Origin of the sequence: Pseudomonas sp. NPDC087614, assembly GCF_044743485.1 — a bacterium.
In the GTDB taxonomy this organism is placed as follows: Bacteria; Pseudomonadota; Gammaproteobacteria; order Pseudomonadales; family Pseudomonadaceae; genus Aquipseudomonas; species Aquipseudomonas baetica_A.
The window spans coordinates 6,231-23,242 of record NZ_JBIUWN010000042.1 but is presented as its reverse complement, the minus strand read 5'-3'; the positions used below and the strand labels follow the sequence as shown (position 1 = coordinate 23,242).

General features: G+C 59.1%; 15 protein-coding genes. 9 read left to right on the top strand and 6 right to left on the bottom strand.

The annotated features are described in order from the left end of the window. Window positions 1-86: 86 nt before the first annotated feature. Window positions 87-1,481, bottom strand: coding sequence for a class II fumarate hydratase (locus tag ACIOWA_RS16670; RefSeq protein ID WP_339431134.1), 1,395 nt, complete (start codon window positions 1,479-1,481; stop codon window positions 87-89). 194 nt (window positions 1,482-1,675) lie between these two features. Here ACIOWA_RS16670 and ACIOWA_RS16665 point away from each other — a divergent pair, with 194 nt between their 5' ends. The 7 genes from ACIOWA_RS16665 to ACIOWA_RS16635 all read left to right on the top strand — a co-directional run bounded on the left by ACIOWA_RS16665 (window position 1,676) and on the right by ACIOWA_RS16635 (window position 9,576). After that, a complete protein-coding gene (locus ACIOWA_RS16665; RefSeq protein ID WP_339431135.1) occupies window positions 1,676-2,197 on the top strand; it encodes a DUF2059 domain-containing protein in 522 nt (173 codons plus the stop codon). A gap of 12 nt (window positions 2,198-2,209) precedes the next feature. Then, on the top strand, window positions 2,210-2,503 hold the full coding sequence (locus ACIOWA_RS16660; RefSeq protein WP_339431136.1) for a BolA family protein: 294 nt from the start codon (window positions 2,210-2,212) through the stop codon (window positions 2,501-2,503). Window positions 2,504-2,679: 176 nt separating this feature from the next. Beyond that, window positions 2,680-3,621 carry a rhodanese-related sulfurtransferase gene (locus tag ACIOWA_RS16655; protein ID WP_339464827.1) on the top strand — a complete coding sequence of 314 codons (942 nt, stop codon included), beginning with the start codon at window positions 2,680-2,682 and terminating at the stop codon, window positions 3,619-3,621. Window positions 3,622-3,656: 35 nt separating this feature from the next. Next, the gene (locus ACIOWA_RS16650; protein ID WP_221729421.1) at window positions 3,657-4,259 is read left to right on the top strand and encodes a DsbA family protein; all 603 of its coding nucleotides are present in this window, start codon (window positions 3,657-3,659) and stop codon (window positions 4,257-4,259) included. Continuing rightward, window positions 4,252-6,069 (top strand): ABC transporter ATP-binding protein, encoded by a 1,818-nt coding sequence (locus tag ACIOWA_RS16645; protein ID WP_401160790.1) that lies wholly within the window; start codon window positions 4,252-4,254, stop codon window positions 6,067-6,069. Before ACIOWA_RS16650 ends, ACIOWA_RS16645 begins: the two co-directional genes overlap by 8 nt. A 209-nt stretch (window positions 6,070-6,278) precedes the next feature. Then, window positions 6,279-8,738 carry an EAL domain-containing protein gene (locus tag ACIOWA_RS16640; RefSeq protein ID WP_401160788.1) on the top strand — a complete coding sequence of 820 codons (2,460 nt, stop codon included), beginning with the start codon at window positions 6,279-6,281 and terminating at the stop codon, window positions 8,736-8,738. A 79-nt stretch (window positions 8,739-8,817) separates the two neighbouring features. Further along, entirely contained in the window at window positions 8,818-9,576 is a 759-nt protein-coding gene (locus ACIOWA_RS16635) for an iron-containing redox enzyme family protein (RefSeq protein ID WP_260455454.1), read from the top strand. Window positions 9,577-9,692: 116 nt separating this feature from the next. Here ACIOWA_RS16635 and ACIOWA_RS16630 read toward each other — a convergent pair whose 3' ends face one another. From ACIOWA_RS16630 to ACIOWA_RS16610, 5 genes are all read right to left on the bottom strand, one after another. After that, the gene (locus tag ACIOWA_RS16630; protein WP_339431140.1) at window positions 9,693-10,619 is read right to left on the bottom strand and encodes a GGDEF domain-containing protein; all 927 of its coding nucleotides are present in this window, start codon (window positions 10,617-10,619) and stop codon (window positions 9,693-9,695) included. A 361-nt stretch (window positions 10,620-10,980) separates the two neighbouring features. Continuing rightward, window positions 10,981-11,721: a YciK family oxidoreductase gene (locus ACIOWA_RS16625; RefSeq protein ID WP_339431141.1), complete on the bottom strand. Its 741-nt coding sequence runs from the start codon at window positions 11,719-11,721 to the stop codon at window positions 10,981-10,983. Between the two features lie 75 nt (window positions 11,722-11,796). Further along, the gene (gene mupP / locus ACIOWA_RS16620; protein WP_339464823.1) at window positions 11,797-12,468 is read right to left on the bottom strand and encodes an N-acetylmuramic acid 6-phosphate phosphatase MupP; all 672 of its coding nucleotides are present in this window, start codon (window positions 12,466-12,468) and stop codon (window positions 11,797-11,799) included. A gap of 4 nt (window positions 12,469-12,472) precedes the next feature. Continuing rightward, entirely contained in the window at window positions 12,473-13,171 is a 699-nt protein-coding gene (gene ubiG, locus ACIOWA_RS16615) for a bifunctional 2-polyprenyl-6-hydroxyphenol methylase/3-demethylubiquinol 3-O-methyltransferase UbiG (RefSeq protein WP_339431143.1), read from the bottom strand. 56 nt (window positions 13,172-13,227) lie between these two features. Continuing rightward, window positions 13,228-14,562 (bottom strand): TRZ/ATZ family hydrolase, encoded by a 1,335-nt coding sequence (locus ACIOWA_RS16610; RefSeq protein WP_401160785.1) that lies wholly within the window; start codon window positions 14,560-14,562, stop codon window positions 13,228-13,230. Between the two features lie 108 nt (window positions 14,563-14,670). Between ACIOWA_RS16610 and mtnA the strand changes: the two genes are divergently transcribed. Then, window positions 14,671-15,747, top strand: coding sequence for an S-methyl-5-thioribose-1-phosphate isomerase (mtnA, locus tag ACIOWA_RS16605; protein WP_339431145.1), 1,077 nt, complete (start codon window positions 14,671-14,673; stop codon window positions 15,745-15,747). A gap of 373 nt (window positions 15,748-16,120) precedes the next feature. Next, on the top strand, window positions 16,121-17,012 hold an 892-nt coding region (locus tag ACIOWA_RS16600; protein ID WP_401160783.1), incomplete at its 3' end, for a DNA gyrase subunit A.

Sequence of the window (17,012 nt, the reverse complement as noted above, 5' to 3'; positions counted from 1 at the left end):
GCGAGCCAGCCGGCTCCCACAAGGAAATGCATTCCAATGTGGGAGTGGGCTGGCTCGCGAAGCGTATTTTTCAAACGCTACAAGGCTTAGCCCTTGGCCCCCGCCTCGATCATGTTTTCCGGCCGCACCCACGCATCGAACTCTTCATCCGTCAGATAACCCAGCGCCAGCGCCGCTTCACGCAGGGTCAGTCCCTCGTTGTAGGCCTTCTTGGCGATTTCCGCCGACTTGTCGTAACCGATGTGCGGGTTAAGCGCGGTCACCAGCATCAGCCCCCGTTCCAGATGTCTGGCCATGACCTCGGCATCCGGCTCGAGCCCGGCAATGCAATGCTGCTGGAAGTTGCTGCAGCCATCGCCCAGCAGGCGGATCGATTGCAGCAGGTTGTGGATGATCACCGGTTTGAACACGTTCAGTTGCAAGTGGCCCTGGCTGGCGGCAATGCCGATCGTCACGTCGTTGCCCAATACCTGACAGGCGAGCATCGACAACGCCTCGCACTGGGTCGGGTTAACTTTGCCGGGCATGATCGAACTGCCCGGTTCGTTGGCAGGCAAGCGCACTTCAGCCAAACCGGCACGCGGCCCTGAGCCCAGCAGACGCAGGTCATTGGCGATTTTCATCAGCGCCACGGCGAGGGTTTTCAGCGCGCCGGAAAGGCTGGTCAGTGGTTCGTGGCCAGCAAGGGCGGCAAACTTGTTTGGCGCGGTGACGAAAGGCAGACCGGACAGCGCCGCCAGTTCTGCCGCAATCGCCTCGCCAAAACCATGGGGTGAGTTGAGCCCGGTACCCACCGCAGTGCCGCCTTGCGCCAGCTCGCACACTGCCGGCAGCGCGGCGCGGATCGCCCGTTCGGCGTAATCCAATTGCGCGATAAAACCGGACAACTCCTGGCCGAAGGTGATCGGCGTGGCATCCATCATGTGCGTGCGGCCGGTTTTCACCAGTTTCATGTGCCGCGCCGACAGTTCCGCAAGGCCGCCGGACAGCTCGGCAATCGCCGGCAGCAATTGCTCCTGCACGGCCTTCACCGTGGCGATGCTCATGGCGGTGGGGAAGCAGTCGTTGGAGCTTTGCGAGCGATTGACGTGATCGTTGGGGTGCACCGGCGTTTTGCCGCCGCGCGGGTTGCCAGCCAGTTCGTTGGCGCGACCGGCGATCACCTCGTTGACGTTCATGTTGCTCTGGGTGCCGCTGCCGGTCTGCCAGACCACCAAAGGAAACTGGTCATCATGCTGGCCGTCGAGCACTTCGTCGGCGGCTTGCTCAATCAAACGGGCGATGTCGGCGGGCAGGTCGCCGTTGCGGTCGTTGACGCGGGCGGCGGCTTTCTTGATCAGGGCCAGAGCGTGCAGCACTGGTAGCGGCATGCGTTCCTGACCGATGGCGAAGTTGATCAGCGAGCGTTGCGTTTGAGCACCCCAGTAGGCGTCGTCCGGGACTTCGATCTGGCCCAGGCTGTCGGTTTCGATACGGCTCATCATGCACACTCCTGTTGGTCTGTTTGCGCAGTTTAGGCTGGCTTGGGCTCCGGTGGTTCCCTCTAACCGATTGTTGACCGGTAAAACCCGGTCAATCCAGTGTGGCAAGGGCCGGGGGGTTGAGCCGCAGCGATTGTTAGGCGCAGAATGAGCGCCCTTGGGGTTTTACCTCGCTTAGCTGAAAAGGAAACTCGATGACTCGTCTTCGTGCCATCTGTACCGCGGTAGCACTGGTTTGCGCCAGCGGCCAGGTGCTTGCCGATACCGCCAGCCACAACGCCAGTGCCGAAGCTTTCCTGACCCTGGCGCACGCTGACAAACTGGGCACTCCGGTTTACATGCAGGTTCAGCAGATGTTCGCCCAGCGTTTTGAACAGACCAAGGCCCCGGAATCCAAGAAAGCCACGCTGGAAACCTACCAGGCCAAGGCCAACGCCGCCCTGGATCAAGCCATTGGCTGGAAAAAGCTCAAGCCGGACATGGTCAAGCTCTACACCAGCAACTTCAGCGAATCCGAGCTCAAAGACCTGGTAGCGTTCTATCAGTCGCCGCTGGGCAAGAAAGTCCTGGAAAAAATGCCGCAACTGACCCAGCAATCGGCCCAGATGACTCAGGCCAAACTGGAAAGCGCAGTGCCTGTCGTCAACAAACTGCTGGAAGACATGACCAGCGAGCTGGCACCGAAAGGCGCTGCTCCGGCCAAGAAAAAGCCGTAAGCGGAGTTCGCGATGACCATGCAACAACGCATCGAATCAACGCTGGGCCTGTTACAGCCTGAGCATCTGCAAGTACTGGATGAAAGCCACATGCACAGTCGCGGGTTGCAGACCCACTTCAAGGCTGTGGTGGTCAGTGCGCAGTTCGAAGGCCTGAACCGGGTCAAGCGCCACCAGAAAATCTACGGCACGCTCGGCGAGTTGATGGGCGAGTTCCATGCGTTGGCGCTGCACACCTATACCCCACAGGAATGGGCAGAGATTGGCGCCGCCCCGGCGTCGCCGACCTGTGCTGGAGGAGGGTAGCTATACGCTTCAAGCAGCAAGCTGCAAGTTAACGGCGCCTTGTTCATGGCTGGCCGCTTGAAGCTAGCCGCTCGAAGCTGCTTTTTTGCTAGAATCCGCAACGCGCCGCTCACCCGGCGCGTTTTTTTTCGCATCCGGTTCACCCTTTGCGAGGGTAGCCACCTGGAGAAATACCCATGACACAACCGATTGTCGTGGCGGCACTGTATAAGTTCGTCACCCTCGAAGATTACGTCAACCTGCGCGAGCCACTGCTGCAAGCGATGGTCGACAACGGCATCAAAGGCACACTGTTGATTGCCGAAGAAGGCATCAACGGCACGGTTTCCGGTACTCGCGAAGGCATCGACGGCCTGCTCGCCTGGCTCAAGAATGACCCGCGCATGATCGACATCGATCATAAAGAATCGTACTGCGACGAGCAGCCGTTCTACCGTACCAAGGTCAAGCTCAAGAAAGAGATCGTCACCCTCGGTGTCGAAGGCGTCGACCCGAACAAAAAAGTCGGTACTTACGTTGATCCGCAAGACTGGAACGCGTTGATCAGCGACCCTGAAGTGCTGTTGATCGACACGCGCAACGATTACGAAGTGTCGATCGGCACCTTCGAAGGTGCCATCGATCCGAAAACCACCAGTTTTCGCGAATTCCCCGACTACATCAAAGAACACTTCGATCCGGCCGTACACAAGAAGGTCGCGATGTTCTGCACCGGCGGTATCCGCTGCGAGAAAGCCTCGAGCTACATGCTCGGCGAAGGTTTCGAAGAGGTTTACCACCTCAAGGGCGGCATTTTGAAGTACCTCGAAGAGGTGCCGCAGGAAGAAACCAAGTGGCAGGGCGACTGCTTTGTATTCGACAACCGTGTGACCGTGCGTCACGACCTCAGCGAAGGCGACTACGATCAATGTCATGCCTGCCGCACCCCGGTCAGCGTTGAAGATCGCGCCAGCGAGCATTACGTCGCCGGCGTCAGTTGCCCGCATTGCTGGGACACGCTGAGCGAGAAAACCCGCCGCAGCGCCATCGATCGGCAGAAGCAGATCGAACTGGCCAAGGCCCGCAACCAGCCGCACCCGATCGGCTACAACTACAAGCAAGCATCCACCGAGGCTTAACCATGTCTGCGCGCCTGCTCTACGTGATGGATCCGATGTGTTCCTGGTGCTGGGGGTTTGCCCCGGTGGCCAAGGCTCTGGTCGAGCAGGCCCAGGCGGCCGGGGTGGAGTTGCACCTTGTCGTTGGCGGGTTGCGTACCGGCAGCGGTTCGGCGCTGGAGCCGACCACTCGACGCTACATTCTCGAGCATTGGCAGGCAGTGACCGAGGCCACCGGCCAGCCATTCAAGTTTGAAGGCGCGTTGCCCGATGGTTTTGTCTACGACACCGAGCCTGCCTGCCGTGCGATCGTCACCGCACGCAGCCTGGCGCCGGATTGTGCGTGGACTCTGTTGGGGCTGATTCAGCAGGCGTTTTACACCGAAGGCCGCGACGTCACCCAAGCCAGCGTGCTGGTGGAACTGGCCGAGCAGGCCGGCGTGCCACGGATCGAATTTGCCGCACTGTTTGATCGCGCCGATCAGCACGAAGCCACGGCGGCGGATTTCAATTGGGTGCAGGATCTGGGCATCGCCGGGTTCCCGACGTTGCTGGCCGAACGCAACGGCCAACTGGCGCTGCTGACCAATGGCTATCAACCGCTCAGCGAGCTGTCGCCGTTGCTCGGTCGCTGGCTGGAGCGCGCAGCCTGTGCCTGACCTGGCCGATGACACGCCAGCCGTAAAGCGTGTCGACCGGCTGAGCTGGGCAGAAGTCCGGCGCTTGGCACTGCATCATAAAAAATCCCTGTGGATCGCCAACGGCGTGGCCGTGCTGGCGACGCTGTGCAGCGTGCCGATTCCATTATTGCTGCCCTTGCTGGTGGACGAAGTGCTGCTCGGCCACGGCGACGCCGCGCTGAAAGTCATGAATCAGGTGCTGCCGTCGATGTGGCAGCAAGCGGCGGGCTACATCGGCCTGATGCTGGTGGTCACGCTGACCCTGCGCTGCAGCGCCCTGTGTTTTGGCGTGTTGCAGGCGCGACTCTTCGCGCGTCTGGCCAAAGACATCGTCTACCGCATCCGTGTGCGGCTGATCGAACGCCTCAAACGCATTTCCCTCGGCGAATACGAAAGCCTGGGCAGCGGGACCGTGACCACGCACCTGGTCACCGATCTGGACACCCTCGACAAGTTTGTGGGCGAAACCCTCAGCCGTTTTCTGGTGGCGATGCTGACTCTGGTTGGCACAGCAAGCATTCTGATGTGGATGCACTGGAAACTGGCGCTGCTGATTCTGCTGTTCAACCCGCTGGTGATCTACGCCACGGTGCAGTTGGGCAAGCGGGTCAAACACCTGAAAAAACTCGAGAATGACAGCACCGCGCGCTTCACTCAGGCGCTGAGCGAAACCCTCGATTCGATCCAGGAAGTGCGAGCGGGTAACCGTCAGGGCTATTTCCTCGGGCGGTTGGGGCTGCGGGCACAGGAAGTGCGTAACTACGCGGTCAATTCGCAGTGGAAAACCGACGCGTCCAACCGCGCCAGTGGCTTGCTGTTCCAGTTCGGCATCGACATCTTCCGCGCGGCGGCGATGCTCACCGTGTTGTTTTCCGATCTGTCGATTGGCCAGATGCTCGCGGTGTTCAGTTACCTGTGGTTCATGATTGGCCCGGTCGAACAGTTGTTGAATCTGCAATACGCCTACTACGCGGCGGGCGGTGCGCTGGCGCGGGTCAACGAATTGCTGGCGCGTGCCGATGAGCCACAATATCCGGGGGGTGTCGACCCGTTCAAAGGGCGCGAAACCGTCGGTATTGAAGTGCAGGGCCTGTGTTTCGGTTACGGCGATGAGCTGGTGCTGGATCAGATGAACCTGTCTATCGCGCCCGGCGAAAAAGTCGCGATTGTTGGCGCCAGTGGCGGTGGCAAAAGTACCTTGGTGCAATTGCTGTTGGGGTTGTACACGCCGCTCGCGGGCTCCGTCCGTTTCGGTGGGTCGACCCAGCAGGAAATCGGTCTGGAGATCGTTCGGGAAAACGTTGCGGTGGTGTTGCAGCATCCGGCGCTGTTCAACGACACCGTGCGCGCCAACCTGACCATGGGGCGCACACGCAGTGACGAAGCCTGTTGGCAGGCGCTGGAAATCGCCCAGCTCGAACCCGTTATCCGTGCCTTGCCGGACGGCCTCGACAGCATCGTCGGGCGCTCCGGCGTGCGCCTGTCCGGCGGGCAGCGTCAGCGTCTGGCGATTGCGCGGATGATCCTGGCCGAGCCCAAAGTGGTGATCCTCGACGAAGCCACCTCGGCCCTCGATGCCGCCACCGAATACAACCTGCATGAAGCCATGGCGCGGTTCCTCAATGGTCGCACCACACTGATCATTGCCCACCGCTTGTCGGCGGTAAAACAGGCGGATCGGGTGGTGGTGTTCGATGGCGGACAAGTGGCCGAAGACGGCGATCATCAGCAGTTAATTGCCGATGGCGGGCTGTACGCCAAACTGTATGGCCATTTGCAGCAGATATAGTGCTCTTGAGTTTTTTGCGCGTTTGTGTGCTTAGTGTTTGAATTGCTTAAAATAAAAAACTCCGAAACGCGTTGACAGGCAGCAGGTTGCGCAATCGGCAGTGAAGACGGCCTAGCAGTCGCTTCGACATGCCGAAAATTAGCCTAGGCTGAGCTGTCAGGAGCGGTATTTCCCGGTGTATATCTGGCAGTGCTTGCGCAAGGGACCTCATGAATCAGAAGCGGACTCTCGGAACGCCACGGTTGTTGGGCATCGTCTGGCCATTCATTGCTGTCGTGTTGTTTCAGGCTTTATTGGGAGGGATGAGTCTTTACGTGCTGTCGGCCGTTCGCGGTTATGTCGCGGGTGAGAGCCTCTGGTCCAAGGGGCAGAAAGACGCCATTTACTACCTCAATCTGTACGCCGACAGTCGTGACGAAACGATTTTTCTCAAGTACAAAAAGGCGATTGCCGTTCCTCAGGGCGGCCATGAGCTGCGCCTGGCACTGGATCACCAACCGCCGGACCTGACCGCTGCACGCGAAGGCATTCTCAAGGGCGGCAACCACCCGGACGACGTCCCCAGCCTGATCTGGCTGTACCTCAACTTCCGCCATTTCAGTTATCTGGAAACCGCAATCGACCGCTGGACGGTGGGTGACGCTTATCTGGTCGAACTCAATGACGTGGCGCGCGAAATGCACCAGAGCATCTTGCAGAACACTGCCAGCAGTGCCGATATCCTGCGCTGGAAGACGCGGATTCTGGCGATCAACGATGGCGTGACCCCGGCGGCGAAAGCGTTCAGTGATGCCCTGGGTGAAGGCTCGCGGATGATCTTGCGCCTGCTCTTGTTCACCAACCTGGCCACGGCGCTGGGGCTTATCGTGCTGGCTTTATGGCGCACGCACAAACTGCTCAAACAACGCCATGCTTTTGCCCAGGCCCTTCAGTTGGAGAAGGATCGGGCGCATGTCACGCTGCAGTCGATTGGCGATGGCGTCATCACCACCGACGTTTCCGGCGCCATCGATTACATGAACCCCGCCGCCGAAGCCATGACCCACTGGAAGGCCGAGCAGGCAGCCGGCCTGCCGCTGGCGGCGCTGTTCAACTTGCTCGACGACAATGCCCAGGCCGAAGGCCTGACCCTGATCGAACATATTCTTAGTGGCCATCTCAGTGGCGGCAGTGAACACTCCAAACTGATTCAGCGCCTGGATGGCAGCACGCTGTCGGTGACGCTGGTCGGTGCGCCGATTCGCAATGCCGGGAACGTCAGCGGTACCGTGCTGGTGCTGCACGACATGACCCAGGAACGGCAATACATCGCCAATCTTTCGTGGCAGGCCACCCATGATGCGCTGACCGGGCTGGCGAACCGCCGTGAGTTCGAATATCGCTTGGAGCAAGCGCTGCATAACCTTTCGCGCCAGTCCGGGCGGCATGCGCTGATGTTCCTCGATCTGGATCAGTTCAAGTTGGTCAACGACACCTGCGGCCATGCCGCGGGTGATGAACTGCTGCGGCACATTTGCACCTTGCTGCAGTCGGGGCTGCGTGAGGGCGACACCCTGGCGCGGCTCGGAGGTGACGAGTTCGGCATTCTGTTGGAAAACTGCGCGCCGCAAGCGGCGGAGAAAATTGCCGAGGCGCTGCGCCAGACCGTGCAGAACCTGCATTTTGTCTGGAAAGGGCGGCCATTCCTGACCACGGTGAGTATCGGCCTGGTGCATGTCGTGCAAACCCCGGCGACGCTGGAAGCTTCGCTGCGTGCTGCTGATATGGCCTGTTACATGGCCAAGGAAAAGGGCCGCAACCGTGTGCAGGTCTACCACGCCGACGATTCCGAACTGTCGCTGCGCTTTGGTGAAATGGCCTGGGTCCAGCGTCTGCACATGGCGCTGGAAGAGAACCGTTTTTGTCTTTACGCCCAGGAAATCTCACCGCTCAAGCCGAGTGACGGCAAGGGTGGGCACATTGAAATCCTGCTGCGTCTGCATGACGAGGCCGGACGGATGATTCTGCCGGACAGTTTCATTCCCGCCGCCGAACGTTATGGCTTGATGAGCCAGTTGGATCGCTGGGTCGTGCAAAACGTATTTAAGGTAATTGCTCAATGTATTGCACAAGAGCATAAAGGCCCATTAGCGATGTGTGCGATTAATCTGTCAGGTATTACTATAGGAGATGACGCGTTTTTGCACTTTCTGCGCGAACAGTTTGTTAACTATTCGATACCGCCTGAAATGATTTGTTTTGAAATTACTGAAACCAGTGCAATTTCAAACTTGGGCAGTGCAATTAGATTTATTAATGAACTCAAAGGCTTGGGTTGTTATTTCTCGTTGGATGACTTTTGTGCCGGAATGTCTTCATTCGCTTATCTGAAACATTTGCCTGTAGACTTCCTGAAGATCGACGGGAGTTTCGTAAAAGATATGCTGGACGACCCGATTAACCGAGCAATGGTCGAAGTGATCAATCACATCGGGCATGTCATGGGTAAGCAGACAATTGCCGAGTTTGTTGAAACAACCCAGATCGAGCAGGCATTGCTTGAAATTGGAGTGGATTACGCTCAGGGTTATGTCATCGAACGACCGCAATTGTTTACCTGTGACAGTTTGCAAAGTCGGCCCGCCAGACCGCAGCCGTTGTTGTTCAAAGCGCCTGGCACGTTCCGTTGAAGTCTCTCGCCGATCCTTACAATCACAAATCAAAAGGAGCCGAACAGTGATCGACACATTCAACCGAGCCGGACCGCTCATGGAAGCTGCAAGTTATCCAGGCTGGGCACAACAGCTGATTGAGGATTGCAGCGAGAGCAAGCGCCGGGTTGTCGAACATGAGTTGTACCTGCGCATGCGTGATAACAAGCTCAGCGCCAAAACCATGCGCCAGTACCTGATCGGGGGTTGGCCGGTGGTTGAGCAATTCGCTCTTTACATGGCGCAGAACCTGACCAAGACCAAATTCGCCCGTCACCCCGGTGAAGACATGGCGCGGCGCTGGCTGATGCGCAATATCCGCGTCGAGCTGAATCACGCCGATTACTGGGTGCACTGGAGTCGTGCGCACGGTGTGAGCCTGGAAGATCTGCAGGCCCAGCATGTGCCGCCCGAGCTGCACGCCTTGAGTCATTGGTGCTGGCACACCAGTTCGGCGGACTCGCTGATCGTGGCTATCGCGGCCACCAACTATGCAATCGAGGGCGCGACCGGGGAGTGGTCGGCACTGGTTTGTTCTACTGGCGTGTATGCCGCTGCATTCCCGGAGGAAGATCGAAAGCGGGCGATGAAGTGGTTGAAGATGCACGCGCAGTATGACGATGCCCACCCTTGGGAGGCGTTGGAAATCATTTGCACCCTGGCCGGCATGAATCCGAGCAAGGCCCTGCAGGTCGAGTTGCGTCAGGCGATCTGCAAGAGCTACGACTACATGTATCTGTTTTTGGAGCGTTGCATGCAGCTCGAAACATCCGAGCGTTTGTTGGTGCGCGAACGCAGGGCAGTAGTCGAAAGCTGATGTAACTGTGGGCGCGGGCTTGCTCGCGAAAGCGGTGTCGCAGTCTAGCAACTGCTGACTGACACACCCTGTTCGCGAGCAAGCCCGCTCCCACACTGTTTGGTCGTTCGGTAGAACTAACCCGCCATTGCCAATCGATTCCGGCCTTCACGCTTGGCCACATACAACGCACTGTCAGCGCGACGCAGCAGGCTTTCTGCCGATTCACCCGGCAGCAGGGTCGAGCAACCCAGGCTCACCGTCAGCTCGATCAACTGGCCGTCAGCGTAATATTCATTAGCCTGTGCGGCGTAGCGCAAACGCTCACCGACCAGAGCAGCCGCTTCCCGGCTGGTGTTGGACAGCAGGATCAGGAACTCTTCCCCGCCATAACGAAACACCATGTCGACGTTGCGCAATTGACCTTTGATTGAGGCGGCAACGGCTTTGAGTACGTCATCGCCAGCGCTATGCCCGTGACTGTCGTTGACCCGCTTGAAATGGTCGATATCCAGCATCAATACCGACAATGGTTGCAGATGGCGACGTGACATCTCGATTTCGCGTTGCAGGGTCTGGTCCATCGCAATACGGTTGCCGGCACCGGTGAGGGAGTCGCGCAGTGCGCTCTGGGTCGCCGCGCGGTATAACAGGGCGTTGCGCATCGGATACAGCAGCGACGACAGCAGCGATTCAAGATGCCCCTGCTCCTGATCGTTGAAGCGCTGATTACGGCGGAATACCAGTTCACCCATGTGCTCGCCTTCGTGGCTGAGGCTGTAGCTGACCGAGTGATGGCCTCGGGCGCCGAACTCCAGGCGCAGGTCACTGCCCTGATGCGTGTAGCTCAAGGCATCCAGTGGTACAAGGCGCTGAGCCTCGCGAAAAAACAGACCGAGAATGCGTTGCGGTTCAAGACTGGTTTGCAGTTGCAGGCTCAGTTGCTGGCGCAATTGCGCAAGACTGGCGGGCCGCTCCAGAAGAGGCGGCTGCTGACCGAAACCCAGGCGCTGCAATTTGGCACTGTCGAAGTCAATTGCATTGGTCTGGGAAGGTGATTTCATATGGCGTGAGCCCCTAAGCAGTAAGTCTGTCTTACAGGCTGGGTGAGAGCGGCTATGGGCTGCGTGTCGTACTGATCCATCAGTCCCGTAGGACATTTGGTGTAAGTCTAGTCTGCCTGATGACGATTAGTGAGCTATCGAATCAGGTCTTGCCCCATTGCCTTCACACGGCATGCTTTGAGGAAAATTAGAGCGAAAGTCGTGCCATTCAGTTCGGTTTTATTTAAAGCTATACGAATCAATAGCTTGGCTTTTCGGAAGACTAAGGTGTGCTGGATATTTGACTGTATTGTGACGGCCAATAACGGTTAATGCATGCCGCGACGGAAATCCGCCACGGCTACAAATGCGACGTATGGCATTACTGCGCGTTGAATGCCTGACCATTGATGCCGGTGCTGTCCGGGCCCATCAGGTACAGGTAGACCGGCATGATTTCCTCGGGCGTCGGATTGTTCAGCGGATTTTCCCCCGGATAGGCTTGCGCGCGCATGCTGGTGCGAGTGCCGCCCGGGTTGATGCTGTTGGAGCGCACTGGCGCCACGCCGTCGACTTCATCGGCCAGGGTTTGCATCAGGCCTTCGGTGGCGAATTTCGAAACGCCATAGGCCCCCCAATAAGCACGGCCCTTGCGTCCGACGCTGCTCGAAGTGAACACCACCGAAGCATCCTGCGACAGCTTGAGCAGCGGCAGCAATGTGCTGGTCAACATGAACATGGCGTTGACGTTGACCTGCATGACACGCATGAAGTTTTCGCCGGACAACTGCTCGATGGGCGTGCGCGGGCCGATGATCGAGGCGTTATGCAGCAGGCCGTCGAGGTGGCCGAATTCAGCCTCGATCATTGCGGCCAGTTCATCGTACTGATGCGGCAGGGCGGTCTCGAGATTGAACGGAATCACCGCCGGCTGGGGGTGCCCGGCGGCTTCGATTTCGTCGTAGACCTGTGTCAGATGGGCTTCAGTCTTGCCCAGCAGCAAAACGGTTGCGCCATGGGCAGCGTAGGTTTTCGCGGCAGCCGCGCCGATGCCACGACCGGCACCGGTGACCAGAATGACCCGGTCCTTGAGCAATTCGGGACGAGCTGTGTAATCAAACATAAAAAACCTCATCAAGAGTCAGATCATTCCCACGCTCCGCATGGGAAAGCAGCCAATGACGCTCTGCGTCAAGTCTCAGCAACTGCAGAGCGCGCTATCGAGCACCTTGCGCAACTCCAGAGGATGATCCACCACCACATCCGCGCCCCAATGCCGCGGGTTGTCGTCGGGATGGATGTAGCCAAACGTCACCGCGCAAGTCTTGGTGCCAGCGTCGCGCCCGGATTCGATATCGCGCAGATCATCGCCCACAAACAAAACCGTCGACGGATCCAGATCAAGCATCTTGCACGCCAGGATCAGCGGCTCCGGATCCGGCTTGCTGTTTTTGACATGATCCGGGCAGATCAGCAGCGCCGAACGCTCGGCCAGTCCCAACTGCTGCATGATCGGCTCGGCGAAGCGCAGCGGCTTGTTGGTCACCACGCCCCAGATCAAGTTGGCCTTTTCGATATCAGCCAGCAGTTCAGCCATGCCGTCGAACAGCTTGCTGTGCACCGCGCAGCCGACGAGGTAGCGCTCGAGGAATTCCAGGCGCAACTCTTCAAACCCCGGCGATTCCGGGTCCATCGAAAACGTCACCGCAACCATGGCTTTGGCGCCGCCGGAGATCTCGTCGCGAATGTGCTTGTCGTTGATTGGCGGCAAGCCACGATCCGCGCGCATCGCCTGGCAGATGGCGATGAAGTCCGGTGCGGTGTCGAGCAGGGTGCCGTCCATGTCGAAAAGGACTGCTCTGATGGCCATCGGCTTATTCCTCGCGCAGGGTCTGGATCATGTAGTTGACGTCAACGTCGTTGGCCAGCTTGTAGTGCTTGGTCAGCGGGTTGTAAGTCAGGCCGATGATGTCCTTGACGGTCAGGCCGGCCATGCGGCTCCAGGCGCCAAGCTCGGACGGGCGGATGAATTTCTTGAAGTCGTGGGTGCCACGCGGCAGCAACTTCATGATGTATTCGGCGCCGATGATGGCGAACAGGTAGGCCTTCGGGTTGCGGTTGATGGTCGAGAAGAACACCTGACCGCCGGGCTTGACCATGCGGAAGCAGGCGCGAATGACCGACGATGGATCCGGCACATGTTCGAGCATTTCCAGGCAGGTGACCACGTCGAACTGCTCGGGCATTTCTTCGGCCAGAGCTTCGGCGGTGATCTGGCGGTAATCGACGCTGACGCCGGATTCCAGTTGATGCAATTGCGCGACCGCCAGAGGCGCTTCGCCCATGTCGATGCCCATTACGGTGGCACCGCGTTGGGCCATGGCTTCGCTGAGGATGCCGCCGCCGCAACCGACGTCGAGCACTTTCTTGCCGGCCAGGTTGACCCGTTCGTCAATCCAGTTGACCCGCAGCGGGTTGATGTCGTGCAGCGGTTTGAATTCGCTTTCACGGTCCCACCAGCGATGGGCCAGGGCTTCGAATTTGGCGATTTCGGCGTGGTCGACGTTGCTCATGTTCCATTCCTCTAAAACTTGAAAAAGGTTGTAGCTGCGCAGGTTATGCGCAGTGTTTACGATTCGGTGTGGCCGCTGATGCGTTGGCCCCAGGCACGGGCGGTGGCGCCCAGTTGTGTCTCATCCAGGCGTGTCAGGCGCCGGTCGTCGAGCAGTTGCTTGCCGTCAACCCACAGGTGTTTCACGCAGTCGCGGCCGGTGGCATATATAAGCTGCGAAACCGGGTCATAGACTGGTTGCTGCGCCAGGCCCGACAGGTCGAAGGCGACGATGTCGGCGGCTTTGCCGATTTCCAGCGAGCCGACTTGCGCTTCGATCCCCAGCGCTCGGGCGCCATTGAGCGTGGCCATGCGCAGGGCGCGGTGGGCGTCCAGCGCGGTGGCAGAGCCGGCGACGGCCTTGGCCAGCAGCGCGGCAGTGCGGGTTTCACCCAGCAGGTCGAGATCATTGTTGCTCGCCGCACCGTCAGTGCCGACAGCCACATTCACACCCGCCTGCCACAATCGCTCGATCGGGCAAAAACCGCTGGCCAGTTTGAGGTTCGATTCGGGGCAGTGGATCACGCTGGTGTTGCTTTCTACCAGTAACGCCAGATCGTCATCGCTGATCTGGGTCATGTGTACGGCCTGGAAGCGCGGGCCAAGCAGGCCCAGGCGGCCGAGGCGGGCCAGTGGCCGCTCGCCGCGTTGTTCGACAGCTTGCTGCACTTCGAAGGCGGTTTCGTGGACGTGCATGTGGATCGATGCATCCAGTTCCTCGGCAATCACGCGGATCTTCTCGAGGTTCTCATCGCTGACGGTATAGGGTGCATGGGGGCCGAAGGTGATCTTGATCCGTTCGTGGTGCTTCAGATCACCGAACAACTCGACGCCCTGACGAATGGCTTCATCAGCGTTGCTGGCGCCGGGTATCGGGAAGTCGAGGACAGGAATCGCGATCTGCGCGCGAATGCCGCTGTTGTGCACGCACTCGCTGGCAACTTTCGGGAAAAAATACATGTCCGAGAAACAGGTGATGCCGCCCTTGATCTGTTCGGCGATGGCCAGATCAGTACCGTCTCGGACAAAATCTTCATCGACCCATTTGGCTTCGGCTGGCCAGATGTGATTTTCCAGCCAGGTCATCAGCGGCAAGTCATCGGCCAGACCGCGGAACAGTGTCATTGCGGCGTGGCCGTGAGCATTGATCAGACCGGGGCTGAGCAGCATGTCCGGCAATTCGCGGATTTGTGTGGCGTTACACTTCAATGCTTCGGCGCGCGGGCCGATAAACACGATGCGACCGTCGCGGATGCCCAGACCGTGCTCCTTGAGCACAACGCCTGCAGGTTCGACGGGTACCAGCCAGGTCGGCAGCAATAGTAAGTCGAGCGCAATGGCAGGTTTCGGCATCGAGGGTCGGTTCCAGTGCTTTTGTAAAGGATGGCGAAGTATACCCGAGCGTCTTCGCGGGGGGATCGCTATAATCGGCGGCTTTTGTTCATGAGTGCGGGGTTAGGGATGCGCGATCGACTGTTGGCTGCGGAGAAAGTGAAGGCCATCGATTGGCGAGACGGCGCGCTCCACCTGCTGGATCAGCGTATTTTACCGTTCGAGGAAACCTGGATCGCCTGCACCAGCGCCGCCGGCGTGTCCGAGGCGATTCGCTCAATGGTGGTGCGTGGCGCGCCAGCCATCGGCATCAGTGCCGCCTATGGCATCGTGCTCGCGGCTCGTGCGCGGATTGTCGAGGGTGGCGATTGGCGTGCGGTGCTGGAAGAGGACTTCGCGCTGTTGGCCGGCTCTCGTCCGACCGCGGTCAACCTGTTCTGGGCGCTGGGCCGCATGCGTGATCGGCTTGAGCGCCTGAAAGACAATGCCGATCCGCTGGCGGCACTGGAAGCCGAGGCGATCTCAATTCATGAAAGTGACCGCGAAGCCAACCTGACCATGGCGCAACTGGGTGTCGACCTGATTCGCAAGCATCAGGGCAATGCTCAGGCGATTCTCACCCACTGCAACACTGGCGCGCTGGCGACGGGCGGATTCGGTACAGCGCTGGGTGTCATTCGTGCGGCGTTCCTTGAAGGTATGGTTGAGCGCGTTTACGCCGACGAAACCCGCCCGTGGCTGCAAGGCTCGCGCCTGACGGCCTGGGAGTTGGTCAATGAAGGTATCCCGGTGACCCTTAATGCCGACTCTGCCGCCGCACACATCATGAAAACCAAAGGTGTGACCTGGGTAATCGTCGGTGCTGACCGGATCACCGCCAACGGCGACGTGGCGAACAAGATCGGCACCTATCAACTGGCGGTCAATGCGATGCATCACGGCGTGCGTTTCATGGTCGTGGCGCCGAGTTCGACCATCGACATGAACCTGGCCAGTGGTGATGACATCCCGATTGAGGAACGTGACGGCGCCGAGTTGCTGGAGGTGGGCGGCAAGCGTGTCGGCGCAGATGTCGAGGCGTTCAATCCGGTGTTTGACGTGACGCCGGCGGATCTGATCGACGCGATCGTTACCGAGAAGGGCATCGTCGAGCGTCCGGATACCGCGAAAATGGCCCAGTTGATGTGTCGCAAACGCCTGCATTAACGGGCTGTTGTGCCTCAAAGGGCCCCATCGCTGGCTTGTCAGCGATGGGGCCTTAAAAGTCAATAAACATACGTAAACAAGCCTCCGATTCTGCATTCGAAGAGGCTCTAAGCGTCTCTCGTCCCCCTTTCAGGCGATTACCGGCCAACTAACTATGCTCCATGCGCTTGTGGGGGATAGGTGCGTGGCGGCGATTGTGGTAGCATCCGGCGTTTTCCGAGGCAGTCCCACGGGGTTGTCTTCACTGCGCAAATCCAGGGTCCAACTTGTTGATTTGTCGTAAGTCGGCGCATGGCACTCAGCCTGCATCGACGAGCTTCGTGATCCCTATGGATATGACGAGGTTTCACCAGAAAAAGGAATCAGGCTTCTCATGGGCGAACTGGCCAAAGAAATCCTCCCGGTCAATATCGAAGACGAGCTGAAACAGTCCTACCTCGATTACGCGATGAGCGTGATCGTCGGCCGTGCACTGCCGGATGCGCGCGATGTCTTGAAGCCCGTGCACCGTCGCGTGCTGTTCGCGATGAGCGAGCTGGGCAACGACTTCAACAAGCCGTACAAGAAATCTGCCCGTGTTGTCGGTGACGTGATCGGTAAGTATCACCCGCACGGTGATACAGCGGTCTACGACACCATCGTCCGTATGGCGCAGCCATTCTCGCTGCGTTATCTGCTGGTCGACGGTCAGGGCAACTTCGGTTCGGTGGACGGCGACAACGCCGCGGCCATGCGATACACCGAAGTGCGCATGACCAAGCTGGCGCACGAGCTGCTGGCTGACCTGCACAAGGAAACCGTCGACTGGGTGCCGAACTACGACGGCACCGAAATGATCCCGGCGGTCATGCCGACCCGTATTCCCAACCTGCTGGTCAACGGTGCCAGCGGTATTGCCGTGGGCATGGCGACCAACATCCCGCCGCACAACCTCGGTGAAGTCATCGACGGTTGCCTGGCACTCATCGACAATCCCGAGCTGACTGTCGACGAGCTGATGCAATACATTCCCGGTCCGGACTTCCCGACCGCCGCGATCATCAACGGTCGCGCCGGTATCATCGAAGCCTACCGCACCGGTCGCGGGCGCATTTACATGCGTGCGCGTTCGATCGTTGAAGACATCGACAAGGTCGGTGGCCGTCAGCAGATCGTCATCACCGAACTCCCTTACCAGTTGAACAAGGCGCGTCTGATCGAGAAGATCGCCGAGCTGGTAAAAGAGAAGAAACTCGAAGGCATCACCGAACTTACGGCGACCACCG

Coding starts and splice junctions, on each gene's coding strand:
- mtnA (WP_339431145.1), top strand. CDS start 14,671: ATGCGCGATCGACTGTTGGCTGCGGAGAAAGTGAAGGCCATCGATTGG.
- ACIOWA_RS16640 (WP_401160788.1), top strand. CDS start 6,279: ATGAATCAGAAGCGGACTCTCGGAACGCCACGGTTGTTGGGCATCGTC.
- ACIOWA_RS16655 (WP_339464827.1), top strand. CDS start 2,680: ATGACACAACCGATTGTCGTGGCGGCACTGTATAAGTTCGTCACCCTC.
- ACIOWA_RS16665 (WP_339431135.1), top strand. CDS start 1,676: ATGACTCGTCTTCGTGCCATCTGTACCGCGGTAGCACTGGTTTGCGCC.
- ACIOWA_RS16660 (WP_339431136.1), top strand. CDS start 2,210: ATGACCATGCAACAACGCATCGAATCAACGCTGGGCCTGTTACAGCCT.
- ACIOWA_RS16610 (WP_401160785.1), bottom strand. CDS start 14,562: ATGCCGAAACCTGCCATTGCGCTCGACTTACTATTGCTGCCGACCTGG.
- ubiG (WP_339431143.1), bottom strand. CDS start 13,171: ATGAGCAACGTCGACCACGCCGAAATCGCCAAATTCGAAGCCCTGGCC.
- ACIOWA_RS16650 (WP_221729421.1), top strand. CDS start 3,657: ATGTGTTCCTGGTGCTGGGGGTTTGCCCCGGTGGCCAAGGCTCTGGTC.
- mupP (WP_339464823.1), bottom strand. CDS start 12,468: ATGGCCATCAGAGCAGTCCTTTTCGACATGGACGGCACCCTGCTCGAC.
- ACIOWA_RS16635 (WP_260455454.1), top strand. CDS start 8,818: ATGGAAGCTGCAAGTTATCCAGGCTGGGCACAACAGCTGATTGAGGAT.
- ACIOWA_RS16630 (WP_339431140.1), bottom strand. CDS start 10,619: ATGAAATCACCTTCCCAGACCAATGCAATTGACTTCGACAGTGCCAAA.
- ACIOWA_RS16670 (WP_339431134.1), bottom strand. CDS start 1,481: ATGAGCCGTATCGAAACCGACAGCCTGGGCCAGATCGAAGTCCCGGAC.
- ACIOWA_RS16625 (WP_339431141.1), bottom strand. CDS start 11,721: ATGTTTGATTACACAGCTCGTCCCGAATTGCTCAAGGACCGGGTCATT.